The sequence below is a fragment of the Gordonia otitidis NBRC 100426 genome (assembly GCF_000248075.1).
Classification (GTDB): domain Bacteria; phylum Actinomycetota; class Actinomycetes; order Mycobacteriales; family Mycobacteriaceae; genus Gordonia; species Gordonia otitidis.
The window spans coordinates 35,976-61,846 of the sequence record NZ_BAFB01000206.1; the positions used below are offsets into that span (position 1 = coordinate 35,976).

Annotated in this window: 16 protein-coding genes and 2 pseudogenes; 9 read left to right on the forward strand and 9 right to left on the reverse strand. The window is 64.6% G+C overall.

Annotated elements, in window-relative coordinates:
* Positions 1 to 109: 109 nt before the first annotated feature.
* On the reverse strand, positions 110 to 1,786 hold the full coding sequence (locus GOOTI_RS25545) for a hypothetical protein (protein ID WP_007240480.1): 1,677 nt from the start codon (positions 1,784 to 1,786) through the stop codon (positions 110 to 112).
* A 57-nt stretch (positions 1,787 to 1,843) separates the two neighbouring features.
* Between GOOTI_RS25545 and GOOTI_RS20290 the strand changes: the two genes are divergently transcribed.
* Positions 1,844 to 3,016: an AAA family ATPase gene (locus GOOTI_RS20290; RefSeq protein ID WP_007240481.1), complete on the forward strand. Its 1,173-nt coding sequence runs from the start codon at positions 1,844 to 1,846 to the stop codon at positions 3,014 to 3,016.
* Positions 3,017 to 3,323: 307 nt separating this feature from the next.
* Here the strand turns inward: GOOTI_RS20290 and GOOTI_RS20295 are convergent, their stop codons facing one another.
* Both GOOTI_RS20295 and GOOTI_RS24835 read right to left on the reverse strand, forming a co-directional pair.
* Positions 3,324 to 5,642 carry an AAA family ATPase gene (locus tag GOOTI_RS20295; protein WP_007240482.1) on the reverse strand — a complete coding sequence of 773 codons (2,319 nt, stop codon included), beginning with the start codon at positions 5,640 to 5,642 and terminating at the stop codon, positions 3,324 to 3,326.
* 145 nt (positions 5,643 to 5,787) lie between these two features.
* Positions 5,788 to 6,123: a hypothetical protein gene (locus GOOTI_RS24835; protein WP_051998028.1), complete on the reverse strand. Its 336-nt coding sequence runs from the start codon at positions 6,121 to 6,123 to the stop codon at positions 5,788 to 5,790.
* Positions 6,124 to 7,411: 1,288 nt separating this feature from the next.
* Between GOOTI_RS24835 and GOOTI_RS20305 the strand changes: the two genes are divergently transcribed.
* Complete coding sequence (locus GOOTI_RS20305; RefSeq protein ID WP_007240484.1) at positions 7,412 to 7,870, forward strand: hypothetical protein; 459 nt, start codon at positions 7,412 to 7,414, stop codon at positions 7,868 to 7,870.
* A gap of 29 nt (positions 7,871 to 7,899) precedes the next feature.
* On the opposite strand, the gene GOOTI_RS20310 is transcribed toward GOOTI_RS20305, so the two are convergent.
* On the reverse strand, positions 7,900 to 9,216 hold the full coding sequence (locus GOOTI_RS20310) for a metallophosphoesterase family protein (RefSeq protein WP_138985328.1): 1,317 nt from the start codon (positions 9,214 to 9,216) through the stop codon (positions 7,900 to 7,902).
* Between the two features lie 246 nt (positions 9,217 to 9,462).
* Between GOOTI_RS20310 and GOOTI_RS20315 the strand changes: the two genes are divergently transcribed.
* Complete coding sequence (locus GOOTI_RS20315) at positions 9,463 to 10,497, forward strand: hypothetical protein (protein ID WP_007240486.1); 1,035 nt, start codon at positions 9,463 to 9,465, stop codon at positions 10,495 to 10,497.
* Positions 10,498 to 10,595: 98 nt separating this feature from the next.
* Here the strand turns inward: GOOTI_RS20315 and GOOTI_RS20320 are convergent, their stop codons facing one another.
* Both GOOTI_RS20320 and GOOTI_RS20325 read right to left on the reverse strand, forming a co-directional pair.
* Positions 10,596 to 11,000, reverse strand: a complete 405-nt coding sequence (locus tag GOOTI_RS20320) for a hypothetical protein (protein ID WP_138985329.1) — start codon at positions 10,998 to 11,000, stop codon at positions 10,596 to 10,598.
* A 90-nt stretch (positions 11,001 to 11,090) separates the two neighbouring features.
* Entirely contained in the window at positions 11,091 to 11,411 is a 321-nt protein-coding gene (locus GOOTI_RS20325; protein WP_007240488.1) for a hypothetical protein, read from the reverse strand.
* Between the two features lie 168 nt (positions 11,412 to 11,579).
* Here GOOTI_RS20325 and GOOTI_RS20330 point away from each other — a divergent pair, with 168 nt between their 5' ends.
* Complete coding sequence (locus tag GOOTI_RS20330; protein ID WP_007240489.1) at positions 11,580 to 12,416, forward strand: hypothetical protein; 837 nt, start codon at positions 11,580 to 11,582, stop codon at positions 12,414 to 12,416.
* A gap of 26 nt (positions 12,417 to 12,442) precedes the next feature.
* Here the strand turns inward: GOOTI_RS20330 and GOOTI_RS20335 are convergent, their stop codons facing one another.
* Together GOOTI_RS20335 and GOOTI_RS25360 are read right to left on the reverse strand one after the other, a co-directional pair.
* Positions 12,443 to 14,221: a pentapeptide repeat-containing protein gene (locus GOOTI_RS20335; RefSeq protein WP_007240490.1), complete on the reverse strand. Its 1,779-nt coding sequence runs from the start codon at positions 14,219 to 14,221 to the stop codon at positions 12,443 to 12,445.
* 184 nt (positions 14,222 to 14,405) lie between these two features.
* On the reverse strand, positions 14,406 to 16,544 hold the full coding sequence (locus GOOTI_RS25360; protein ID WP_169315837.1) for a helicase HerA domain-containing protein: 2,139 nt from the start codon (positions 16,542 to 16,544) through the stop codon (positions 14,406 to 14,408).
* A gap of 204 nt (positions 16,545 to 16,748) precedes the next feature.
* On the opposite strand from GOOTI_RS25360, the gene GOOTI_RS25830 reads away from it, so the two are divergent.
* Entirely contained in the window at positions 16,749 to 17,999 is a 1,251-nt protein-coding gene (locus GOOTI_RS25830) for a hypothetical protein (RefSeq protein WP_138985330.1), read from the forward strand.
* Positions 18,000 to 18,079: 80 nt separating this feature from the next.
* Positions 18,080 to 19,171: a DUF8176 domain-containing protein gene (locus tag GOOTI_RS20360; protein WP_007240494.1), complete on the forward strand. Its 1,092-nt coding sequence runs from the start codon at positions 18,080 to 18,082 to the stop codon at positions 19,169 to 19,171.
* Here the strand turns inward: GOOTI_RS20360 and GOOTI_RS20365 are convergent.
* Positions 19,168 to 20,097: a hypothetical protein gene (locus GOOTI_RS20365; protein ID WP_138985331.1), complete on the reverse strand. Its 930-nt coding sequence runs from the start codon at positions 20,095 to 20,097 to the stop codon at positions 19,168 to 19,170. The two genes, GOOTI_RS20360 and GOOTI_RS20365, sit on opposite strands and share 4 nt — an antisense overlap.
* A gap of 283 nt (positions 20,098 to 20,380) precedes the next feature.
* Here GOOTI_RS20365 and GOOTI_RS20370 point away from each other — a divergent pair, with 283 nt between their 5' ends.
* The 3 genes and pseudogenes from GOOTI_RS20370 to GOOTI_RS25835 all read left to right on the forward strand — a co-directional run.
* Positions 20,381 to 24,964, forward strand: coding sequence for a cutinase family protein (locus tag GOOTI_RS20370; RefSeq protein WP_007240496.1), 4,584 nt, complete (start codon positions 20,381 to 20,383; stop codon positions 24,962 to 24,964).
* Between the two features lie 531 nt (positions 24,965 to 25,495).
* Positions 25,496 to 25,693 (forward strand): annotated as a pseudogene (locus GOOTI_RS25365) (transposase); the annotation flags it as partial.
* A 31-nt stretch (positions 25,694 to 25,724) separates the two neighbouring features.
* Positions 25,725 to 25,871 (forward strand): annotated as a pseudogene (locus GOOTI_RS25835) (IS3 family transposase); the annotation flags it as partial.

Sequence of the window (25,871 nt, forward strand, 5' to 3'; positions counted from 1 at the left end):
CCTCGATCCGGGCTCCGTGTCCCCGTTTGCCAGGGTTCCGATCTCGTTCGGGAGAGAGTACCGCGCGTGTTTTGCCCCGCCCCGTCGCAGAAAGTGTGCTGGTCAACGACTATTCAGCTGTAGATAGTCCAGCGAGGATCGCTCGGCTTATGTCGACGGCAGCACGCTGCGGCCCGTCTGGTTCGACGACGACGGCTGCGGTGGGCCGCACTGCACGGCCGGCCTGGTCACGCAGCACCCACACCACCTGAATGCCGTCACCAACGAAGTCGTCGACTGCGTCGCACACCTCGACGGGATCCGGTAGTAACCCGTCTGTGACGACCGCGAGGACGCGATGGCCGTCGCAGCCGCGGATGGCGTCCAACGCCGAACGCATGGCGGTGACGGAACCCGCTGAACCCGCGTAGTTGTCTTCCACTACCGGCACGTCACCGGGTGCGGCGCCCGCCTCGATGATGGGGAATGCTTCGCCGGCGAACCCCCACACTGCGCATACGCCGCCCAGCTCGGCGACAGCATGCGCGGCCGCCCACCCGAGAGTGGCTGTGTGGTTGGCCCATCTCAGCATCGTTGCCGACGAGTCGATGACGAGTGCGAGCGCGAGACGTACTGCCAGGCGCGGATGTGGCCGCAACGCCGTCCACGGCATCGCTGTCGGTGTTCGGCCTGCCGCGATCTGCGCGTTGCGGGCGATCAGCCGCCGCGTGTGCAGGCGTCCGGACGGAAACGGCACCGGGGTGGGTGTCAGGTGTGGGCTGCGGTGGCCGGCGTCAGCGAGCTCGGCGAGGAAGGTGCTGCGGGCACGCATGTCGGCTTCGCCGGGCGCCCGGTATCGCACGCTGCGGTCTCCGGTTTCGGTTCCCCCAGCGTGCAGAGTTCGTTGTGCTGTGCCGGCGCGGTGTGGTTGGGCGGGGGGTTGCGCCTGGACGAGGGCCAGCATGTCGGCTGCTTGGGCGGTGGCATGAATGGTGGTGGCCGACAGGTTCTGTCGGCACTCGTGGGCGAGGTCTGACTGGCATGGATGTGTGGCGAGGATGCGGTCGGCGGCGGTGAAACCACCATCGTGGTCTTCGGCGTCGTGCCAGCGTGCGGTCGGGAACGCTGACTGCATCAACGAGTTCCAGCGTTGAGCATGACTGATCCAGTCGGTCACCGACGGTGATGAGTGACCTCCCGGAGTGCCGAGTATCGCTTCACGCCACAATGCGACACAGTCGGGTAGAACTGCGCGGGCATGCTCCTTGACCATGTCGAGTGCTGCTGTGCCGGCGGAGCGCGGTAACACGGCGGAATCTATGCGCGGCAAAAGCTCCGTCAGCACGAACACGAAAAGGGTGTCCCCACAGTATTGTTCGACAGGCCACAGGGTGTTCGCGGCTGCCGCCGCCGGAGGGGTGTGCACGGGTGACTGTGCACGCATGCGCCATTCGGCAGCCACCGCCCGAAAGTGTTCGGCGATGACGACGTCTCGGCGACTGGTTGCGTTAGCTGCGAGATCGGCCGGGATACGGCCTGCTGCGGCGGCGATCGCCATGTATGCGGCCGCATAGAACTGGGGTGCTTGCAGTTGGCCCACATAGTCGGCGATGGGCGCGGACAGGGCTGTGCGTGTGAGTCGGAGGTGGTTGGCATCGATGACGACATCGCTGCCGGGATGCGGTCGTGCCGAGACGACGATTGCCGTGCTGTTCTGACTGCTGTCGTCGGCGAACCGTTCGGCCAGTTCTGCGACTGCGGCGGTGGCGGCCGTGTAGACGCCATCGCCATCTGAGCTGAGACTCAAACGTCCTCCTTACCCTGTTCAGCGACGATAGTGCGACCGTTTTGGGAGAGGCCCGCCATGCTGATGTTTGGGTTCGTTGTCGATACCGAGTTCGGTGATCCGGACGACACGACGGTTGTTGCCGCCACCAGCGGCGGACTCATCCTGCAGCGCCAGCAAGGTGAGGTGAGTTACACGCGGCGCAGCGGCTGGAAGTTCGGGCGGTCAGAGCTTGACGAGATCGGAGCGCTGATCGAATCGAAGTATCAACGCACGCGCGACGAGTCGAAGGATGTGTGGGGTCCTGCCCTGGTCGACGTACCGGATCAGGCCGACCCGAAGGAATTGGTCTCCACGTTCGAACGGCGCATCCGATACCGGACTGTGCCGTTGGGTTCGGTGGATGAGTTTGTGCGTCGCAGTCTGCCGTCCCCGACGGCGCTGACGGGAGGCCACAGCGATGATGTCGCCACCACCAACGGTGGCGTCTATCAGCCACGGACAGTTGGTAGCTTCCGCGACGTCGACGTCATCCGCAGTGCGGTGTGCGCGCACGCCCCGGTGTTGTTGCGTGGGCCGTACGGGTCGGGCAAGTCTGCTCTGGTCGCGGCGGCTCTCGGATCCGACGTCGTCAACATTCGTTGCTTCGAGGGCATCGGCCGTGAAGATGTCGTCGGAATGCACACTCCCACACCGGGAACACCTGGCGACTTCACGTGGGTTGATGGCCCGCTCCTGCGTGCCATGGTGCGTGGGGAAGCGTGCCATGTGGATGACGTCGGATGGATGGCTCCGGGCGTGCAAGCATTGTTTCTTCCGTTGGCCGACGACGCCCGCCAGCTGGAAGTGGTTGATCGGCCCGACCCGCTGGTGACGGCGGCGCCGGGATTCTCGTTGGTGTTCTCCGAGAACCCTGGGGTGGGGTGGGGGCTGATTGGGCCGTTGCACAACCGTCTGGCGTTCGTTGTGGATGTGCCGATCGACTACCGGATCGCCGCCCGTGCAGGTGTTCCGCCAGTCCTGATCTCGGTGGCGGAGAAGCGACAGGAACGGTCACGGCAGACTGACGACCACACAGTGTGGTTGCCGTCTATTCGAGAACTGTTGGCTGTCAGCAGCATTGAGGGCATGTTCGGGATGGAGTTCGCTGCGCAGGCGTTGCTCAGCAAATGCCCGAACGATCAGCGTGACCAGTTCAGTCAGGAACTGTCGGCATACGTCGACATTGCGGGATCGTTGCAAAGCAGCTGACGTTCGGAGCCGGGAAAGAGGCGGCGGTGCCGCCTCCGGCCTGGTCTTGAGGACTAAGATCAGGCCGGAGGCGTCGCGGTCGACCGCGGTAGGCGTAGACGCACATCCCGCCCACTGCTGCGGTTCACCACCAACTGTCTACAGTGCGCATCCCGCCCATCGAGGCTACGCACCGTGGGTGGTGGCTGAACCGGTAGCGAAACTCTAACCCACACGTTGTGCAGCGACGAACGACCCGAAAATCGTTTCAGAGGTGACTGATTCGGAAGAGCGCATACAGTCCCCTCTCCCGTGGCGTCGCCGTGATTTATTCGGTGGTGGCGTCAACGAGTTCAGTCGTGCCCAGCGGGCTGCGCTGCAGATGGTGAACCACTGTCGCGTAGTCGAGGATCTCGCTGGTGTGTGAGATCAGGATCGGGCTCGTGAACAGGCTGGCGATCGTGGCGACCACCTGTGCTCGACCTTCCTCGTCGAGATAGGTGGTCACCTCGTCTGCGATGATCTGGTCAGGCAGAGCGTCGCCGGTGATCTGCATGGAGATGCCGAGCCTGAACGCCAGGCCTGCACGCGCCTTCTCGCCACCCGACAACGACGACGTCTTACGGATGCGTCCGTCGGCGAGTTCGACACGCGGAACAAAATCGGAGTCGAGGTGGAAAGCCACATGTTCACCGCCGAACCGTTCCAGCAGTTCGGTTGCGGCAGCGGAGATTCCGGCGCAGAAGTCTGCGATCAGATCCTGCCGGTACGCCGACAGCACGCTGGCGGTGGTGTTAGCGACCTCGGCCTCGCGCACCGCTGACTGCTTGCGTGCCCATTGCGCGGCGGCTGTTTCGGCCGCCGAGTCAAGCTGCGTGCACCCCACCTTCGCCGCGTTGGCTGCCGATGCGGCGTCGGCAGCTTCGCGGGAGGCGTCGTCGAAGTCGACACGCAGCCGTGTTGCCTCGCTGATCGCGGCGTCGACCACGGCAGGGTCGGGGGCGTCGACGACGGCGGCACGCGCCGTGTCATGACGTTCGGTGGCTTGGCGCACCGTCTGCCATGCCAGCGCGGCCGTCCGCAACGCTGCACGCTGCTCGGCGATGCGGCCAAGATCGGCGTCGACGTCGGCGAGCGCGTTCTTCACCAGATCGACAGCCGTGTCAGCGCAATCAGCAGGTTGCTGTAGGAGCTCGGTGCAGCGGGCCAACGCCTGATCGCGAGCGGCTGCGGCGCGGCGCGCTCGGCTCACCGACTGCTGATGTGCTGCAGTGAGCTTGTCGAGTTCGTCGACATATCCACGCAGCTGCGTCATCTGCTGTTCAATGCCGCTGATCTGTGTGCTTGTCGAGGAAGCGTTCTGGCGTGCCGTGGTGACCCGCTCGCCGGCCCGGTCTCGTTGGGTGGTGAGCGTCGCTATCAACGAATCAGGGTCGTCGAGCTGCTGCTGGCATGTCGGGCAGCATGCGTGTGCCCCGGCCAGCGCTGTGAGCGCCTTGTCGAGGTTGCTGACCTCGGCCTGCGCAGTGCTCACCTCAACATGCACCGAACGTAGCTGGTCCTGCGCAGCGAGATAGTCGGTGTCCAACTGTGCGAGTTGTTGCTGCAGCTGTTGACGGCGATCGGCACTGTTGTCGAGTTCACCTGCCGCAGAAGTCACGTCGGTATCGGCGGCGGCGACTTCCTTCTGCGTGTAGTAGACGGCGTTGCCCGCTTCGGCGAGCGCGGACCGTCGAGCGGTGAGACTGTCTCGGTGACCGTCGAGTTCAGCGGAGTCGGAGGCGGTGTCGCAGTCGAGTAACTGCACCTCGTGATCAGCGTTGTCGGCGGCATCCTGCGCAGCCTGCAACGCCGCTTCGGCGGCGACAAGTTCCTCCCATGCCCGCTGCGCGTTGCGGGCTGTGTCACGCAACGCGGCGGCCGCACTGTCGGCGTGCTCCCAGTTGTCGCGGGCGCGGGCAGCGCGGGCAGCCGCCTGCTCGTGGGCGGCCAGAATCGGTCCGGCTTGCTCGTGTGCTGTGCGGGCGGCGTCCGCAGTCGATTCGACGTCGTCGAGTGATCCGGGTAGGGATTCGGCGACCGCACGCGCTTCGCTGGCCTTCTTTCTCGAACTGTCTCGCAGCTTGGTGATGGCCCCGATACCCGTGTGCGCTTCGACGAGTTCCTGCACCACGCCAGGTGCTGCGGTGGTCAATGTGTCCACCTCGCCTTGCCGAATGAGGCTTGACCCCGCATAGGAGCGGTCCGACATGCCGATGATGGCGGTCACTTCCTTGGTGAGCGACGTCGGTGTCATCCCTTCGACTTCGGTGCCGTCGCGCCACAATTGAGCGGATGCCCGTTCGATGGGCTTGCCGTTACGGTTGCCGCGCCGCAGTTCTCGCCGCGTCCGATACACGGTTCCGTTGTGCTCCCACGTGTAGTCGGCGACGACAGGATCGCGGTCGGCGGCACGGTCGTAGCGCAGGTCGAGCAAATCCTGGTCAGGTCCGGGGTTGCCGTACATGGCGAACAGCAGCCCAGCGAACACCGAGGACTTTCCCGCCCCCGGACGTCCGGTGATGGCGTGGCAGGCGTCGACGCTGAAATCCATGTCGAGGGTGGCCACCGACCGGAAGTTCTCGAGATGAGCAGTCAGCAGACGCATGGTGCGTCCTCCCAATCAGATTCGGCTTCGATGTGATGAAAACTCAGGCAATCACACCGATCTCATGAGGTGCGGCACTCGCGCGCGCGGTGTGCGCGGTTGGCGAGCCGGGTGCGACAACAGCGCGACCGCACCCGGCTTGCGGCTACTGATGTCGACAGCGCACGACCGGTTCGACGGGGGTGCCGTCGGTGGTGAGGAGATAGCCGTCATCACCGCAGCGGCTGCAGCGGGCGATCGCTGTGCGCCGTGCCGCAGCCTCTGACCGCATCGCAGCCTCGCGCGCCATGTCGGCGGCTGCGGGCCGGTCCTCAAGATCATCGTGCTTGGTGATCAACCAGCCCATGAGGGCGAGCGGGTTTCGTGGATTGGCCGCAATCCACCCTCCCAAGCTGATGTGGTCACGCACCAGTTGGTGCAGATCCTCGACCGTCCAATCGGCCCGGGCGACGCGGGCGAGTACTCGAGCCCACGCCGGCAAACTGTGCCGTCTGGCCCACGCCGGCGAATCAGGGTGTTGGCACCACCGGCGCGCCAACAGCAACCCTCTCGGATCAGGAGGTGTTGACGGTTTACGCCGCCGTCTGGTGGTCGTGGAGTCGCGCGGAGCGCGGCTTTGGTGTGGACCGGCATCGCCGGTCGCGTCTAGTTGAGTTGTCGATAACGGAACACGGGCCCTAAAGGGCCCGTAAACGGGGTGGGGTGTCACCAAAGTATCGGCAACCCGCACAGCGCGGCTGACCTGTGGATTACGGGGCGGATGCAGTGCGTACACCGACGCCCACCCGCGACCGCGATCGTGCGATCGCCACGACGCGAACCGTTCGACGCGGGTGCGTTGACGGCCACGAAACACTTCGGTGGCCGCACCCAGTAGCCGCAGCATCCGTGTCGCACGCTGAACTGTCGACTCGCTGAGCCCTGTGTCGTGCACGAGCGTCGCCACACTGGGTCGGCTGTTGCGGCCGGTGCGCCAGTCGGCGTAGCGGGCACGTGCAGCGGCCACAGTCACCACTGCACGCTTCCCAACACCACCGCGACCGTTGCCGTCGCAGACTGCCGGCCGCAGCAGCGGATAGTAAAGCTGGTACGCCACTTCGACTTTCATCACATAGTCGATATCTGTGCGCCAGCAGCCGACAGCAGAGTACACGCCGGTCGGCAACTCGAGCATGACAGTGCGTGACACGCCCAGCGCGTGCAGCAGCGCCGGGGCGGTACGGATTCGGCCTCGACGCCGACGTCGCGGGGATGACCCGCGGTACAGGTGTGTGCCACACGCCTGAGCGAGCCTCGAGCTCGAGCGGGGCGCGTGGTGCGACACACCGAAGACAGGGCATGCCGACACCAATGCAGGCACGGCGCTACCCTGGGTTCTGTCCACCAAGACAGTCCCTTCGGGGATAGGGGAGCAAGTGTGACGACTCGCTCCCGCAAACTTGACGCGCTCGCCTCCGGTTCCCGCCGGAGGCGAGCGCTTTTCAGTTGTCAGCCAGGTGCTGGGCAAACCTCATTTCTGCTGGTCACACAGTGCGTGAACGTTGCGGTGGTGTTCGTGGCGGCGTCGATGGCCGCCCATCAATCGTGGTCGACGGCCTAAACGTTCGAATTACTGCACGCTTTTCGGCGTGTTTCCGGCCGATCCGCGCGGCACACGCAGCCGCATGACCTGGCCTTACCGGTTGGCACTGGTACGCTGACCTGCGAGTATTTACGCGCGAATTTATGACGGATTGATGGTGGATTGACGACGTAGGAGGGCGGGGCCGATGCCAGCACAGCCCGACGACCGCATCGTTCACCTCGACGACCACCGCGGCGTTGTCGACGGCGCACGCTTCGAGATCACGTGCGCCAACCCCCGCTGCGATGTGCGGTTCACGCCGGTCAACGGTCCAGGACGCAAGCAGACCTACCACTCCACCGACTGCCGTAAGACGGCGCTGCGCGACCGTCGGCGCCTTGAAAGCCAGTTGGCGGTACTCAACCAGCAGGCAGGTCTAGTGCGGGCACAACTAGCCGCCTACAACGTCAGCGACGACACCACCGCCGATGGAGCACACGCCGACCTCACCGAACCCAGCAACGAGGAATGGGCGATCGCGCGTGACGCCGTCGCAGCCGTTGGCGGCATGTCACGGTTCCTGGTCAACAACGACGGCGAGTTCGCAGCCGACCTGCTGGACCTGTATCGGGCAGTGGAGCCAGTGGTGCGTCGCCGCCGGTGACATCGACAGGTCGACGACGCCCGGTTGTTCTACAGTTCGCCCAACGCTTTCGCCACGTTGCTGGCGACACGATCACGAATCTCGGGTGCCGCCGCAGCAAGGACTGCTCCGACACGCCCTGTGTCGCGTCGACCGGCGAAGTCGTCAACGAAGTTGATGCGCGTGTGCTCGCGGCGCACCTGGCGAGGGATGACAGCGTCCCGGTCGGTGGGAGTTGTCGCGGTCGATTCGAACGACACTCCCCAGAATGCGGCGTCGCCGGCGGCCGTCGCCCACTCCCCTGCCAGCGCCCGAATGCTGTGGCGTTGTGCAGTGGAGGCGCCGCGTAGCCGCTGACGCAGCAACATGCCGCCGTCGCCGGTGATCTGCGCTGACGTGTCATCCCACCAGCGTCGTTCGGCGAGACGACGACGAACCTGCACGTTGATCTCGTCGACGGTGGTGTCGGCGCAGTCGATCGGCTCGAAGTCGATTTGGGGTCGCATCCACACCGGCTTGTGGGTGATGCGCAGATGCCCATCACCGAGTAGTTCAACGAGAAGCCAGCCACGAGTGCAGATGTCGTCGGAGAAGCCGCGCCCGATCAGCGAACCTGTCATCCACACCTGCCCGGATGTGCGGTCGTTCGGACCAAACCCGGGGATGGGGCCCGGTGTGTGATAGTCCGACAGCACTGATGCGTCGAAACCTCGATCCACCCACTCCGAGGGGATCATGCGTGTCGCGCCGTGACCATCTACTGCACCGAACAGGCGGTCGTCGGCGGAGAAAATGCCGTGCGCAACAAGAATGTTGACGGCACCAGGAATCGGCCGGGGATCGACGTCGATACCGCGGTCACTCAGCCGCGGGTTAAGTCCGAAGTCGGACACGACGTGCAGATACACGGGTAGCTCCTCGACCGGCTGGTGCACTTCATAGAGTCCCGGCAACGGCCCTATCAGTTCATTGTCGGGTCGGCCGTCTCGCGGAAAAACACTGTAGGACGCCAACGGCGGTCGGTGAACTGCGGCCACCGCAGACACGTGCCCACTCGAGGACTTGTCGTGGTTACCCGTGTTCGTGGTGCGCGGGATTTGCGCCTGGACGCGTAGATCGTCAACCTTGAGTGCTTCGTCGATCGCGCGAGGTGTGGGGGCGTGAACGTGGAAGGTGTCCCCGCCATCGCTGATGAACTGCACACCGTGCGCGATCATGTCCCGCATAACCAGTTCGTAGGTGGCGTATCCGTCAACTTCCCGAATGTTGAGGCCGGATGGGTGGGTTCGCGCCATCCCACCCATCCTGTAGCCGAGGTGGGCGCATCCATAGAATCCGGCGCGCATCAAGACGTCAGTGGTAGCCATGCCCGTCAGTATGGTCCGGCATCTTCTTATGCTGCGGCACAGCCACAGTCATCAGGCTCGTCGGCCTTCGCCAGTGGCTGTCGCCTGCCGTTGTCACGACACCGCCGCTGCATCTAGTCCCAACAATCTGAGGGCTCCGGTTACCGCCAAATCCGGTGAAATGCGCTAGGCTTACAGCCATACATCGAAGCCACAACACTCTGTAGCGTCGCGCACACGTCGCTGCAGGCAAAAATGAGGACAATCATGGCCACATCCATGTTGGTCGAATCGCGTGTACGCGCGGCCACACCAGTGTCTCCTGCACCACGTCGGCGGGTGTGCGAGCAGCGCCCACAACTTTTTGACCTGCCAGAACCCGCCCCGGCGAACCTTTCCCGAGGACCGCTATCCCCCGCGACCGGCGGCGACGAGTTCCTCACGTTCGACGACCTCGCAGCTGAGGAATCAGCATCGTCACGTTTCGCTCGGGCGGCCAAGAAAGCCGCCAACGCATGCAAGACCTGCCCGTTCCTGCAGGACTGCCAGAAGGATGCCTACGAGAGGATCGCTTCCGGTCAGCGCCCGCAAGGTGAAGTTGTTGCCGCAGTTGCCTTCAACGATCAGGGCCTACCTGACCCGGCCGTCCACGATGTGCCCCGCCAACGCGAACTCGACAACCTGACGCTCGACTTTGATCTTGGGATCGCCGCCGAACGCGTCGACGAGTACACCGACTGGGTTCCCGCGGACCTGGCACCTATGGCGCTGGCTGATTCAACCGCCGTCACCATGGCGCTCGACGAACAGCGTGTCGACATGACGATCGCCCAGTCACATCTCGACACCAACACCGACACCACCGCCGACGGCCGCATCGTGTTGTCCTATGACGACGAATGGGATGTGTTGCGACGCAGTGTCGATGCAGGAATCTCCCGACACCGCGTATCGCAGATCCTTGGCTGCACCTGGCAGCGTGCTTCGGAAATGTCGTTCATCATCGGCTGCGAAGCTGAGGGCGCGTTTCGTGCCAGCACCTGGGTGACTGCACGAGCCCGCATCTATCAGCAAGACGTTGCCGATGACCAGGCACGCCGCGATGCCCGCGCCGCACAGCAGCGGGCCCGAGACGTGGAACTGCTGCGCCGCCACGTAATCCATGCACAGGTTCAGTCCGTCGCCGAAAACTACAGTGACACAAGACTTTTCCGACGCCCACGCCCACTTAGTAGCCGCATCAAACGTGGCGTGTGCGTGTCTCAACGCTCCATGAAACTCGCGGCGTTCGCTGGCCTGTAACCGGGCTGCCGGCGTGCGGTGTGACCGCCGCCCGCTGAGGTGAATGTGCCGCGACAATCGTATGCCTGCTTAGAGGGTGAGCAGGCATACGATCATGCCTACAACGGCAGCTGAGGTTCCACGACCAGCCGATCAAGCACGTCTTCGACTGGGCCGCACAGTATTTTGCAGATCCCGTCAGGGATCGGCGGCTGCAGATCAGCGAGCAACGCGCAGCGGGCAGCATCGATCGCTGCAGTGCGCGCAACGTAAGGAAACTCCAACGGCCGATGCGAGGCCAACAACTCCTCCAGCAGCGTCGCCGCCTTCGGGAAACACGTCAAACAGTACTGAGACGTCCACAACGTTTGTTCCTGCCACCGAGTCAGCGCCCGCTCAGCCGCGTCACGCTCATACCTGGTGTCCTGCGCAAGATCAACAAACTGTGCGCGCTGCTCGACAGTCAACCGTTCGAGGTCACAGATGATCTGCTGCATCACAGCAAACCGTGCCTGATCGTCCACCCACATCCCCCTTTTCGGCCAGAGCCTGAAAACCTCGGCACACCACGCAACATGAGCATGAGGGAGTGTGCCGAGGCAGGTGAACAACTGCTATCGGGGAAGGCTCTCCAACGCCGAACCGTAGATACCGCGGAGTCGGGCACACAACTCGAGCAACGCCTCGATGTGTTCGCTCTGCGGAAGCGCCTTGATGATGGACTCAACATTGTCGACGGTCAGTGTCGCCTGCGTGAGATCGTTCGCGTCGGGATCCTTGTCCGCGATGTCACGCGCAGCACCGAACATGGCGTTCACCTGAGTGGTGAGCTCCCGGCCGATAGCCGCCGCCAGCTTCCCACGATCAGCTTTGTCCGCGGCAAGCGCCGCACGTTCCTCATCGTCGAAACGAACAACCGATAGGACGGCAACCATGAAAACTCCTCAAGCGGGGGTCGGTGGGTATCTTGCAGCACATCGTACGAACCGCGTTTCACGGCGACATCCACGCAAACATGCTGCACGCGAGGACTGTAGGGTCCCCGACCAGCTGGCCCGTCAGCGGTATTCTGTGCGCACTTCCCACCCTTGAAGGAGCCCGCCATGGTCCGGCCGAGAGTTCGCCGCGCCGCCGCCGTTGCCGCAGCAGCAGCAGGCATCGTTGTCGGCGTCGCCGCATGCAGCAACGACAACAACAGCACCCCACCATCCGCCGACAGTTCCTCCGCATCACCGAACGCCACCGGCCGTCCCGCTCTGCCCACCACCATCGGCTCAACTGCCGGGCTGATCGCGATGATCGACAGCGACACCCCGTGCACCGACACACTGACCACCGGCATCACCCGCATCATCGCCAACACCAACTTCTACGACAGCGACCATCCCGACGCCGGCACCGCGAAAATCGTCAACACCCGCAATGACCGGGTGCAGGGTGTGCCCACATGCACCTTCACCATCGACCCCGGCAACACCACACTGCCGACGACGCTGCGTGTCGGCGCGTTGACCGCAGCACACAACACGCTCACCTCCGCACCAACCACTGCCGCCGCCCAGAATCCGGACAGCTGGGAAGAAACCAGCACCGCGCAAACCCATCCAGGAGTAGGTAGCACCGGCTGGGATCGCATCGCTGCCGCCGTCAACTACCTGGGTAACCCGCCGCGTGTCACCGAAGAGTTCACGTCCAACGGCCCCCCGACCGGCGCGTTCAGCACAACAGCAGCAGGACAGATCAACGCCGACGGCGCAACCTTCGCCGCACGCGGCATCACCATCGAGAACACCACCCCGGTGGACGGATACTTCATCACCAGCACACGATCCGACGCCACCACCACCGGTGAAGTCGGCCGCGTCGGAAACGTCATCTTCGACTGGATGCGCGGTGAAGCACTCACACCGCAATCGTTGGATCTGCACGGCCAGCGATAGATCCCGTCACGCGACGTGAACCATCTTCACCGTTTGGTGCGGTTGCGGATGGCCAACACCGCCAGCGCGAGCAGGGCGGGCCCGAGGATGCGGACGGCGAGGTCGACGGCGACGCCCGCCCCGACGAGGGTGACGCCGATGGTGCCTGCTGGCCGGAACAGGGCAACGGTTTCTTGGGCGGCGAACGCCCACGGCCATACCCGGCTGTCGGGGTCGAGCACAGGTGTCGTACCCGCCGGTGATGGTCGGACCCACGCACTGTTGGTGAAACACCAGCCAGCGACCGCGATCACCACGAGCAGTGTGGCCAATGCCCGCCAGGCGCGCAGCCCGTATCCGGAGACCAGCCAGTAAGCGGTGAGCAGCCACCGCTCCACCGACCACGAGGGCGCGGCCAGACGCCGCATCTCCATTTCGCCGTAGTAGAAGTCGGCGGCGCCGGGCTCGTCCTTGTTGTCCTCGAGCGCTTTACGTAGCGCCCGATAGGTGGCTGACACATCCCGCAGCGACAGCGGTTCCGCCGGTTCGGGTTGGCCGGTGGGTGCTGGCGTGCGGGCGTCGAGTTCATCGCGGATCACCCGCCGATCAGCGCGCCACCATCGGCGGCCACGGGCTGACCCGCGCCGTGTGTGGTCGCGGTTGCTGGCCAGCACATCGGTACCCGTGATCACCAACCCATCGAGCCCGTCCACTGCGGCGAACGTGCACTCACGCACCGCAAGTCCGGACAGTGTCACCCCGGCCACATGCGCTCGCCGCAGCGAACTGATCGACGCACGCCGAACGCTAGGCGGGTCGGACGCGGTGACCGGTGCGGCTTCGATCAACGACCCGGCCGCCAGGTCGGCGTCAGTGAGATCCATGGCGGCGGCGGCAACGACCAGGTGCAGTCGTTGCGCCGCCCGCAACCCCCGCGCCGACACCGCGTCGGCCTTCACATCCAGACGGACCGGCGACTCGAACACCACACGGTCCAGCACGAACCGCTTAGCAGCCAAGCCTGTCGTCGACACCCGAGACGTCGACCACCACGTACCACTCCAATCCAGTTGTTCGAACGTCGCCTCATCGAACTCCGCTTTCCCGGTGAACGTCGCCTCATCGAACTCCGCTTTCCCGGTGAACGTCGCCTCGCCGAACCAGGCGATTCCGGTGAACGTCGCCCCGCCGAACTTGGCTCTCCTGGTGAACGTCACCTCATCGAACCAGGCGTCCCCGGTGAACGTCGCCTCGCCGAACCAGGCGGTTCCGGTGAACGTCGCCTCGCCGAACCAGGCGTCCCCGGTGAACGTCGCCTCGCCGAACCAGGCGATTCCGGTGAACGTCGCCTCATTGAACCCGGCGGTTCCGGTGAACGTCGCCCCGCCGAACATAGCGTCCCCGGTGAACGTTGCCTCATTGAACTTGGCGTCCCCGGTGAACGTCGCCTCATTGAACCCGGCGACTCCGGTGAACGTCGCCCCGCCGAACCAGGCGGTTCCGGTGAACGTCACCTTGTCGAACCCGGCGGCCCCGGTGAGGACGCAGCCGGGGAGGCTGAGGGCGAGGTGCTGGCCGGACAGGTCGAGGTTGCCGTCGATGCGGGCGCCAGTCAGGTGTACGACCAGCTGCTGGTCGACGAGCAGGTGGCGCAGGAAGTCGGCGCGCACGACGCGGTCCTCGCCCCAGTCGGCGGCGTCGGCGGCGGTCGGCGCCCACCCTTGATCGGTGCGTTCGCGGGCGGTGCGCAGATCGCATTCCTCACCGGCGTGGGCGGCGGCGAAAAGGGCGCGTTCAGCGGCAGTGGTGGGGGTGGTGGGGTCCACGGGCGGGCTCACTCCTCGCGAATGTCGGGGGTGCGGGCCCGGCGGTGCTCGGGCGGGGGTGGCCGGGGGCGGCGTGTTGACGCTACCGCACTGTCGCACAGCAGGACACGCCCGAACGCGGGATCAGGTGTGGAAAATGTGTGGAAGATTTTCCACACGCACGGCCGCTACTGCGCTCACGATGTCAGAAGGGTGGGTCACCGTCGTCGACGGGTCCAGTGCTGGCCCACCGGCCCGCGGTGACAGCGTCGGGGCGGCCGCCGGCAGGGGTGGCTGGGGTGAACGCGGCGAGGGTGTCGGCGGCGACGCGGCGGGTGCGGGTGTCGAGGTGGCCGGTGTGGGCGGCGCTGACCGCGTCGCCGGCAGTGGGCCGTGCCGGTAGCGCGGTCAGTGGGCCGCCGGTGTCACCGGCCGGCAGGCAGTGCAGGAATCGGGCGCGCAGCGCGGTGAGCCAGGAGGTGTTGGCGGCCAACCAGTCTCGCGGATCGGTGAACGCCTCGAGGAACACCGGGTTGGCGCCGAACGACAGACCGGTCACCCCACCGCCGAGGCAGGTGAACACATACCGTCCGGTGGCTTCCGGTGGTGGGGTGGCGCGGTAGAGCGCCACGTGCGCCTCGGACATGCGGTTGCTCAGCCGGGTCAGGTCGGCGTTGTCGTGCAGGCCGTAGCCGGCGAAGATCACCGACATCTGCCGCCACACGTCGTCGCGGATGGAGGTGGCCGACTGGGTGATTGCGCAGATCCCGATGCCGAATTTGCGCACGTCGCGAGCACTGGCAGCGAACTCGTTACTCAAGGCGGCGATCGCTTCCGGCTGGGTTCGTGGGTCGGGTGGCCCGATCCACGCCCATGCTTCGTCGATGACCCAGTTGACGTCGAGGAGTCGTCCCTTCTTGAACTCGGCTTGCCCGACACGTTTGGTGGTGGCGACGAGTTGACGCATGATGCGCGCTTTGAGGCTGGGGTCGTCGAGGATGTCGGCGGCGCGGTCGCTGGTGTCACCGGCTGATAGGTCGAGGATGAGGAGGGGTGCTGGTCTGTCGTCGGCGGGGCGTACTGCGTCGGCGATCAGTCCCCATGCGCTGCGTCTGCGGTATTCGTCGCCCAGTGTTTCTGGGGTTGCGCCGTTGGCGATTTCACGGAGACCGGCGGGGTTGTACAGTCCCCACAGTTGGTGGAGGGTGCCGAAGGTTTCGAGGAGTTCCTGGAAGCGGTCGGTGCCGTCGTCGTCGAGGGCGCCGAAGGGCAGTCGGTTGAGTGTGTCTGCTGCTATGGGGTCCCCGTTGGGGCTTTCGGTGGGTCTGTGCAGTGTTGCTGCTACTCGAGCTTGTTGATCTTTGCCTGCGTAGACGGTTCCGGTGGGCAGGATGTCGTACAGCTGTTGCAGCAGGTAGCGCATCAGTGTCGCCGAGTCTGCTTCGGTCCAATCGGTTGTGCCGCAGGCGGAGTGGAGGTCGCGTTCGCGGTTGAGTGCGCTGGTCAGGACTTCGCGTGCTGCGGCGATGTTGTCGTCGGCGCCAGCGCCGAATGCGAGGCGCCGAAAGAATCCTGATTCTTGTAGGAGCTGCAGGAAAAGGGGTGCGTCTTTTTGTAGGCGGAGGGATTCGGATATGCGTGCGACGGTTACTTTTCGTCCTAGTGCGGCTGCCACTCCTTGCAGCGAAATAGGTAGTCCATGCTCCCCACTGAATTGGCTCTGTGGATCGAAAACGAGTTGTGCCATATGGGGGTGACGCATCATTGTTGCGATGAAATACGTTGCGTAGCTGGTCTTCCCGCTGCCAGTAGCACCAATTACCCCGGAATGTCTCGCCCCGCGCGGGCCTGAATAATCATCGAGAGTAATTGGGATGAGAACGTCGTCCGCACCGCGTAGATATCCAACATATCCGGACGTGTCCGCAATATCAACCATCAACTCATTGGCGAGCTCCTGGTCGAGAACTTTGACGCGGGTGCCGGTGGCCGGCGAGTTCGATAATGTCGATGACCACCGCCGCCAAGCGCCCTCCCTGCCACGGAACACCGCCTCCACCTTCACCACGACTCGGCGGGTGTCCTGATCGTGGCGGGTGACTTCGTCGACGCCAGCCGCAATGTGCGAGGCGAGCGCGCTTCGCGGGTCGGCGAGTGTGTTGACGGTCTCGATCGTGGTGATGGTGCCCAGGCACACCTCGCTGTCGCCGCCGTCGAACGGCACGCGCACCGCCAGCACCGCACCCAGCAGCGGACGCGTGCGGGCGGAATGATGAAGGATGAGTTCCAGCCGATCGCACGATGAAGGCGACGAAACAGTCGCCACGTCAGCACCTGATGTCATGGAGGCCAGCGTAGGAACGTCGTTTGCGGGTTGCGGAACTCCGCTGTTGCCGCACAGCCACATTCGTCGCAGACGACGCGCGCAACGCCGCAAAGTACCAGGTGACCGGGCGGAGCTGTAACCTGATAGCACATACATCGAAGCCACAACACTGCCCACGCCATATCGCGGCCGCAGGCAGAAGGAGAAAAGAGGACCCCGGCTATGAACACTCAGCAGCGCCGCATCGCGGCAGCAGCGGCGTCGTTCGGCGCCGCAGTCGGAATGTTCGGTGGAGCTGGTCACGCGTTCGCTGACGACCCTGCAGTCGTCGGCGAGGCGCAAAGTCAGGCCAACTCGCCGCAGAGCGCGCAACCGGGCATGCCGACATCCACAGGACAGGACGCTGGCGCAGCCAGCCAAGATGCTGGTTCAGCACAACCGGGCATGCCCACATCTGATGCTCAGCCGCAAGCCGGAGCCGAGTCCGCCCCCGCCGCCACCGATTCGACCGCGCAGCCCCAAGCATCGCAGCCAGGCATGCCCGAGTCGTCGACGCCGCAACCAGCACCAACCGAGGCGCCTCCGGCAACAAACTATGACAGCCCCGCCCCGTCGCCGAGCGCACCTCAGTCGTCCACGCCGTCGCAGCCCACCACCGTGACACCGTCGGCACCGACCAGCAGCCCCGACACATCGGCGTCTACCCCGTCGCCGTCGACGAGCTCGACACCGCAATCAGCGGACGTGGCGCCCGCCGCGTACACATCACCAGCACCTGACTCGTCGGGCACCAGTTCCCCGATCGACACCCAGCCAGGAATGCCCGCGGTGGCCGTGACGCCTCCCTCCCCAGCAACACCCGCACCCGCACCGGCACCGCCGACGTTCGAAAGCTCTCTGCAAGACACGCAACGCCCGGACTTCCCGCGGGTCGAGGCACCACCGAAGGGCACCGATCATGTGGTCGCCGCCCACGAACAGGATCTGCCCGGCGGACAGCATGTCAACATCCCGCAGCACGCAATCCCCAACGTCACCTACGACAGCACACCCATCACCGACGGCAACACCGTTGTCGGATCATCAGATCAGGGAACCGTCGGATCCAATGTGTCCGTGTCGACGAGTACACGCGTCGACGACGGTTCGGCGACGACCGCCGGTGTCGCCGATGTGGGCGCCGACAAGGTGGGGATGGCGCAGGACGCCGACACCTCCGGCAACTACCAGGGCGCAGCAGCAACCAGCGGGACGGGCGCCGGCTACGGCAACGCCTACGCGTCGAACACTCCACTGCCCACTAACAACGGCTCCGATGCGAGTGTTTCCGGACAGTGGTCAGCGCCGGACGGATCGGCATCAGTGCACGTGGAAGGCAACGCCAGTTTCCGCAGCATGCAGCTGCCGTCACTGACCGGCGGAGTGAAGGTCAGCACACCGTGGGGCAACTTCCAAACCCCACCTATGCCGTAGCTCCGCGCAGCGGGCCGCCGAAACCTGCCCGATAGCATCACGCTCCGACTAGCTGATTACGGCTGCTAAGAGGTGCATTCATGGCTGACACTATCCACACCGACATCGACGACTTCGACGATTTCGATACACCGCAGACTGTGTCGGCCCCCCAGCCTGTGGCAGCTACTGAGCGTGCAGTGCGCGCACACACCGGTCCCGTCATGCGAGCGGGTGGCGAGATCACCGACGACGGTGTGCAGTTCGGTGCCGACCCCGACTTCGTAGTTGAAGCCGACCGACGTTCCGGAGCGACGTTCGACATCCCGGCCGCCGACGACATCCTCGACGTGCGGCGGCAACAGCGCACCCGGGGGCGTGGTGGGCGTGGCGCAGTCAACCCCGACGACACCGCACAGCCTGCAGATGACGTCTCCGCCGACCGTGGCAGCGAAACAGGTGGTGAGGCTGGGCCGCTGAGCCGTGAGCAGCAACGCCAGCAGAAACAGGCCGACCGTGAACGCCGCAAAGCTGAACGTGAGCAGCGCGTGCAGGATCGTCGAGCAGAACGGGATCGGCAGCGCGAGACGGCCGCGAGCGCGAAGGCCGACGCACGTGAACGCGCACCCCACCGACAACGGCCACGCCGGGCTCTGCTGGCTGGTGCGTCCGCCGCGGCCCTCGCCGCCGCTGCCGTCGGCGTTGGCGGGTACCTGTTTCTTCATAAGTCGAGCGACACCCCCGCCGACGTCCCGCCGCAGACGACGACGGCGGCGGCGCAGCCGAAGGCCGCGCAGTTCGCGGCAGGAGACGCCTGCCGGCCAGGGAATGCTGACGGTGCAACGGTTCTCGACAGCACGTCGTCAACCGATCGCAGCACACCGCAGTCAACGATCAGCGCGCTCGAGCACGCCTACTATGCGCAGCGCAGTGGAAGTGCAGTCGCCGCAGTATGGGCGAAAAACACTGCAGGAGTGAATGCTGCCGCCATCCAGATGGGTATCGACCAGCATTTCGCTAATCGCCAGTCCGCGTACTGCGTGCAGGTCACTCCGACATCGAAACCCGACACGTTCACCGTTCAGACGATCGAGTCAGACGGCGTCAACGAGCAGCGCGGTAAGCAGGAAGTCACGGTGCGCAACAACAACGGCACCTACGAGATCGTGGGGCTGCGCAACCTGGCGAGCTAGGTGCGGTAGCCGCGCACCGCATCGGGGCGGCGTTCGCCGAATGATGCGGCCACAGTTGCCCGCAAGTTCATATCTACTACAGCGACAAGACGTTTCGCTCGATGGTCAGCTTCCCACTGATGTCTGGGTTCGAGCATCACCGGGCCACGACACAGTCGATCGACGGTAGTTGCCATCGCTGCTGCACGTTCGTGCGGAACGGTATCTGCATCGCACACCAACTCCACTTTGATCGGTCGGTGCAGGTGACGTGGCATCACGTAGGTGACTGACGTCGGCACCTCCCGCCACCATGTGAGGACGTCGGCAAGATCTTCCTGCAGCTGCCTCAACGCGCGATGCGGGGAGTCCGGGGTCGGTAGGACGTTGAGTTCTGGGGCCGCCCTCGGCGCCAAGAACATGCCCGGCGTCAGAAGATCGGCGACCAGCGTGCGATCACGCTGTAGCCGCAACCATTGGGCGTCGGCGCCATCGACCAACTCAGACCATTCCCGAGCGAACACCGACACTGTGTCCTGCTTCGGCAACGCGCTCACCCGCCCCTGGTAGGCGAGTTCGATGTACCCGCCGACGAGATCCACGATGTGGGCGTCCCGCAGGGTGCGCGCCCAGGCGTCGGCCGCTTCCTCCGGTACCGCAGACAGGCTCGCCGCCAACGCGATCAGCGGTGTGCGCAGTGACCCGTCCATCCACACGTGACCCACTTGATCGGCGGTGTGCACTGCGACGAGCAACTCGGCTGCAGCCATTGCGCCGGAACGCACAGCCTCACCGTGCGAACCGGTCGGCGTCGCGGCCGCGGCCTGATGCTCGATCGACCCGTCCGAGGTGGTGGCGGCAACAGCTACCCACAGCAGCGTGTCAGTTTGCGAGGAAATGACGGCGCCATCAACACACACCGCGGCAGGACGATCAGACGCCGCCACAGCCGTTTCGGTGGGGACTAGATGAAACCCGTTGGTGGCGCGCAAGTTGTCACGAATGCGCTCGATGATTGGTTCGCGCTCAACGGATTCACCCAAAAGGCACTCCGCGATCGCAACAGTCGACGAGAAATGCACACCAATTCCCTTCTGCTCCGGCCATTTCTATGGACCGTAGCCGCCGCATTTATGCTGGTGCGGCGTTCGATTCGATGTCGTCGGCGCTGCAACACCCCAGTGTTACTCTTGCGGCTATATACATCGAAGCCACTGAGGGGATTGCGTCATGCGATCATTGCATCGGTTCCGTCTTGCCGGCGCAGCCGCCGCCACAGCCATAGCTGTCACAGCGCCGATAGCTGCCGCGCCCGCACACGCGGCGCCCGCACCAACGCTTCCCGCGCTGCCAGCGCCGCTGAATGTTCCGGGCGCCTCCAACGCTCTAAGCCAGGCATTGCAGCCTGGCGCCAACTCGAGTTTGCTCGGCGGCGGCAGCGGTGGCGGTGGCGCACTGATGGGTGCAGATGGCCGCACCAACATCAACCTGCCACTCGTCCCCCAAGGCGGTGTGCGTAAACAGTTCACGAACGCTCCCGCCGTCGAAGTGTCCACCAAACCTGGCTGTGCGCCATTCATGCTCGTCGCCGTGCCCGGCACCTTCGAAATCAACCGTGACGATGACCCCAACAAGCCTGTCGGCCTCCTCAAGAAGCTCGTCGACCCGCTCGAGAAGGCGTTGGGTAATCGACTATCGGTGACGATGATCAACTATGACGCCGATGCAGGAGTGAACGGTGTCGGCTACAACAAGTCCGTCGACGGCGGCACCAAGAAGACGATCGCCACCATCTCCGACATCGCAAGCCGATGCGCCAACGCCAGCATCATCTTGTCCGGCTACTCGCAGGGCGCCGACGTCGCCGGCGACGCAGCAACAGCTATCGGCAACCGCCGCACCGCTGTTGATCCGCGACGTGTCGCCGCAGTCGCATTGTTCGCCGACCCGCAGCGCGCCGACAACAGCAACGTGATCGCCGGAACCAACCAGTCACGCCCCGACATTCCAGCCGTGCTGCAAAACGCCATCGGACAGGCCGCCAGCGATCCGTCGTTTGCTCAACTCCAGCTGCAACTGACCAACGGTGTGCAGTCGCTGCTCACCCAAACTGGGCTGGCCGGCGGCACCGCAGCCGTAGGCTCGACGACCACCGCGGGCGCGGCGGGATCGACCAGCACCCCCAACGCGGGACAGGCCGGTGCGGGAGCAGCAGCAACCAGCACACCGCAGGCAGAATCGTCGACGCCGCCCGAAAGCTCTGTACCTCTCGACGCCCCAACAGCAACCAGCGATGCTCCCTCAGCTGGTGACGCTGCCACCCCCAGTGCGGGGATGGCAGGCGCAGCAGCACACGGCGATATGCATGTGCAGCTCGCCGAGTACTCGGTGCCCGCAGGCCGTGCACCGCTGAGCAGCGACGGCGACAGCCTGCGCCCCTACAAGAATCCGTGGCCGACGGATGTATCCATTCCACAGGCGGGCACCGGCAACAGTTCAACACCGGGAACCAAACCGCTGACCATCGTCTCGCCCGACGGTGAAGTGAAACTGGTGTCGGCTCTTACCGACGACGAACGCAACAAGTACGCGTCGGCCGGATGGTTGTGGAATCGCACCGATCAACAGAAAGATCAGCGCCGCAAAGTCATTCAGGACCTGTATCTGCTCAACTCGCCTGAATGCTCAGGCAAGACACTGCAGGCCTGCCAAGACACGTACGTTGATGCCCGCAGCGGCCAAACTCATTCCGAACTGCTGGTGCCGTCCTCTCAGCTTGTCGCCGCACGCGACAAGGCAGCCGCAGCCGCCGACAACGGGTTGGTGCCGGCAGGCGCCTACGACCAGATCCAGCACTGCCTGACGTTGAACGCTGACGCCTGCCGCGACTACTTCGCCACCCAGATCGGCGCCCCACCGGCACCGGCACCGGCAGCCGGTAACGCCACCTCATACAGCGGTCTAGTCGCCTCCGGTGGCACCTCGTTCGCCAACCTTGATGCGAAGACGAAGGAAACCCTTTCCCGCGCCCAGTTCTTCACCGAGAACGGCACCAACACGCCGGTCGTGCAACTCGCTCTGCGTAATCAGGGAAAGAAGCTATCCAACAACGACTCACGCACCACGTCGGCCGCCGCCTGCCAGAACGTCACCACCGACCAGCTTGGGTGGGACTATCAACTTCCCGACGGCAGCGGCAAGGGTTGGAAGTACGCGACGTCCGGGGACAGTTCCAACGAATGGTTGACCCATGTGTGGTGGCGCGCCACCTACGGAGAAAAGGGCAAACGTCTGATCGATCTGAGTGACGACGACCTCCTCAAGCATGGCAACTCCCCTGACTGTGCCGGGTGGATTGGATTGACCGCCAAGGCATTCCTCGACAAGTACAAGCAGCATCAGATCGTCTACAACGACGACAAGTTCGTTGCACCCAACGAGACGGGCACCGCAGCCGCCAATCCGGCCGCGCGCAAAGACCTGGCACGCAACCTGTACCTGTACGGCGGGTGTGGCCCGTTCGACGCCACCGATGCAATCACCAAGGACGCACCGAACGGGCCCTGGACGTTGGGAGCGTGCGTCAACGAGGTGACTGGGCGCACCAGTTCCCTCGGCAAGCGCAGCGACCAGCAGATCGGGCAGCTTGTCCTCAAAGCGAAGACGAAGTATCAGCAAAGCCGCCCCGACTGGACGAACGCAGTCCTCACTCGAGGTGACCTCGGCTTCGACAGCAACAATGCTGCACCTGCCGCCGGCGGCGCACTGTCGCCGGATCGTCGTGACGCAGCCTTCGGTTGCGATCAGCTACCCGCCCGTCTGTGCTCGGTGTTCAAAACATCGATCAACGGACCCAAGGACGCACCCTCCGGGGTGACGTCAATGGTGCTGCCGCACTTCCCCGATGGTGGTGACGGCAAACTCACCGCACCCGACGGGCCGTCAGAACGCGCGAAAAATGTTCCCGCTGAACAGGCTGCACAAAAGTACGGGGAGGGCTGGCGGTGGCTAACCCCAGAAGTTGATGCTGCGGTGACACGACTAGACGCCGCAGCCGAACAGCTGACCACCCTCACCCCTGCCGATCAGAACGCGGTGCCCGGTGTCACGACGTTGATCAAGAAGTCGACACCCTCGTCGGAGGCAGGTACCTCGCGTGACGGCGAAGCGGGCGCACCGATCGGGTCGGTGCGCAACGTCGCCGACATTCCCGGAAAGAACCCCAACCCGTACCTCTATCACGGGTGGGTGTGGGGTCGTACCTCCGCCGAAGACCAGAAGCGTCCGGCACTGCTGTACAACCTGTATGCGCTTGGCGGATGCGGCGCGAAGCATGAACTGACGTGGAAGGAGTGCTACAGCCGCTACACCGAAGCGAACTCCGAGCATCCCTACGCCGAGTACGCCACCACCAATGACGAGCTCACCACCACCATCGGCAACCTTCGCAAGAATCAGGCCACCCTTGAATGGGATGCGAACCTCAAGGGCCGCACCGACCTGATGAAAGACTGCGCCGACAAGCCGGTGTGGGATGGGCAGGAAGGCGACGGTAGCTGCGCCAAGAAGAACGGCGGCACACCCGAGCAGAATGCGGGCGCCGACACCACAGATCCGTCGCCTACTACCGAATCGCCGACCACCACTCCCCAACCGACCGACGAACCGAACACCACCACGGACGCACCTGCACCGAACGCCGACAACGCAGCAGCGAACGGATCCAGCAGCGACACCGGAACCTCCGATGACGGTGCCACCGCGAACACGACTACCCCACAGATCACGCGCGTCGACATGTCAGCCGGTGCAGACTCCACCACTGCGGAACAGTCCGCCGGCCAGGCAGCCACGTCGAGCAGCACGTCGTCGCTGGCTGGTGGAACCTCCACTGACTCCAACGCCGACGGCGGCCTGGCCCAAGGAGTGTCGAACCTGATCACCGGTGCTGCCGGTGCGACAGACACGACGGCGGCCACCACAGCCGCGAGCGGAACCCAGTCGTCGAACGTTCCCAGCGGCGGACCGGTCAACGTTGCCCCGATCACTCAGCGGGCGGTGGCTGGCGGTGGTCTTGCTGGCCCACGAGACGCCGACTTCGGTGAACTCAAGGGCCGCGTCGTCGAGTTCTGTGTGCCTGGCGATCTGGTGTGCTCACTGCCCGCCAATTCACAGCTGGCCCGCGATCTCACCCAGTTCGCGAAGAACGTGTCATTCGATTTCCCTGACATGCTCACCGATGAGGGAGCCACGAAGATGGGTGGCCTGATCGCGTTGCAGGCACTCAACAATGTGGCTGACGTGACAGGGTTGCCGCGCACGAAGCTGTCTGCAGACACGTTGCAGGCGTTGGTGAACCTCGCTGCTGGTGGTGCGATGCTCGCCGCGCAGCAGCCCGCCGGTGCAGCGCTCGTCGCTGACGGCGTGTCGAAACTGCCGAACGCGTTGCCTGAGTTGTTTGCGCAGCTGCGTGATGTTCCAGCCTTGCTACGTGGGCTACCGACCGCTGGGGAGTCCGCGATGAAGAACACCGGCCTGGACAAACTCCTCGCCCGCATCAACGGCGCATTCCAGCAGGCAGGAATGACCAGCCCACTGGATGTGCAGAAGTATCCGGAGGCGATCTCGGCGCTCATGCAGGGTCTACTCAAGGACAACACCGGCCTGATGAAAATGGTCACTGATCCCAAGTACTGGCAGGCCAACGCGCACGGGCTTTACCCCGAGCTGAAAGTGTCTGGTGGCACGAACTCGGTGGCATGGGCGCAGCAGTGGATCGACCAACTCGCCAAACTCGCTGGCCTCACCCGCTGACCTGCACTGCGGGACACGTCACCTACCCCTCTCACGTGTCCCGCAGTGCGGCAGTATCTCCCTCGACGGTGAGAGCACAGCGAATGCCGAACGCGCCATTCGCTGCTCACATAGGGTGTGGCGTCATGACGTACGACCCGCGCCGCGACCTCACCGTCACGGTGCCGCTGACTGCTCAGCAGATCACCGAGACCGGATCGATTCACACAGTCACCGTGCGTTCCGAGGTGCCTTGCCCGGCGTGCGACGGCACCGGATGTGTGCGCTGCGACCAACGAGGACGTGTGCCCACCGACAAGCCTGTCTCGTTTCGACTTCCGGCCGGCCTCGACTTCGGGAAACGGATTCGGTTGGCAGGCCAAGGACCTGTCGGGCCCGACGATGTGCGTGGAGATCTCTACGTCGAGGTCGTTCCCCCACCCCCGCCGCCCGGGTTCGCGATGCTGACGCCGTCCTACGTCGGCCGCAAGATCACCCCGAACAAGCTGGCGGCGTGGGCAGACGGAAGGCCATCATCAACCACGAGGCCCCTCGCCCTGGCAACGACCGACGAACGAGAACACGAACGGCCTGCTGCGCCAGTATTTCCCGAAGGGAACCGATCTGTCCCGGTGGTCCGCCGAGGACCTCGAGGCCGTCGCTCTGGCGATCAACAACAGGCCACGCAAGGTCCTCGGCTGGCGAACCCCGGCCGAGGTCTTCGCCGAGCAGCTACGCTCCCTGCAGTAGCCCGGTGTTGCATCGACCGGTTGAACTCGCCCAGTATCGAGCCATCCGCTACACCGAACGCCTCGCCGAAGCCGACGCAGTGACTTCTGTTGGCTCCAAGGGCGATTCGTACGACAACGCGATGGCCGAGGCGTTCAACTCGCTGTTCAAGGCCGAATGCATCCGCAACCCAGTCATG

What these genes read in the sequence shown, in the direction of transcription:
- GOOTI_RS20315 (WP_007240486.1), top strand. Translation starts at nt 9,463, where the DNA reads ATGGCCACATCCATGTTGGTCGAATCGCGTGTACGCGCGGCCACACCA.
- GOOTI_RS20290 (WP_007240481.1), top strand. Translation starts at nt 1,844, where the DNA reads ATGCTGATGTTTGGGTTCGTTGTCGATACCGAGTTCGGTGATCCGGAC.
- GOOTI_RS20370 (WP_007240496.1), top strand. Translation starts at nt 20,381, where the DNA reads ATGCGATCATTGCATCGGTTCCGTCTTGCCGGCGCAGCCGCCGCCACA.
- GOOTI_RS20330 (WP_007240489.1), top strand. Translation starts at nt 11,580, where the DNA reads ATGGTCCGGCCGAGAGTTCGCCGCGCCGCCGCCGTTGCCGCAGCAGCA.
- GOOTI_RS25360 (WP_169315837.1), bottom strand. Translation starts at nt 16,544, where the DNA reads ATGACATCAGGTGCTGACGTGGCGACTGTTTCGTCGCCTTCATCGTGC.
- GOOTI_RS25830 (WP_138985330.1), top strand. Translation starts at nt 16,749, where the DNA reads ATGAACACTCAGCAGCGCCGCATCGCGGCAGCAGCGGCGTCGTTCGGC.
- GOOTI_RS20305 (WP_007240484.1), top strand. Translation starts at nt 7,412, where the DNA reads ATGCCAGCACAGCCCGACGACCGCATCGTTCACCTCGACGACCACCGC.
- GOOTI_RS20360 (WP_007240494.1), top strand. Translation starts at nt 18,080, where the DNA reads ATGGCTGACACTATCCACACCGACATCGACGACTTCGACGATTTCGAT.
- GOOTI_RS20310 (WP_138985328.1), bottom strand. Translation starts at nt 9,216, where the DNA reads ATGGCTACCACTGACGTCTTGATGCGCGCCGGATTCTATGGATGCGCC.
- GOOTI_RS20325 (WP_007240488.1), bottom strand. Translation starts at nt 11,411, where the DNA reads ATGGTTGCCGTCCTATCGGTTGTTCGTTTCGACGATGAGGAACGTGCG.
- GOOTI_RS20295 (WP_007240482.1), bottom strand. Translation starts at nt 5,642, where the DNA reads ATGCGTCTGCTGACTGCTCATCTCGAGAACTTCCGGTCGGTGGCCACC.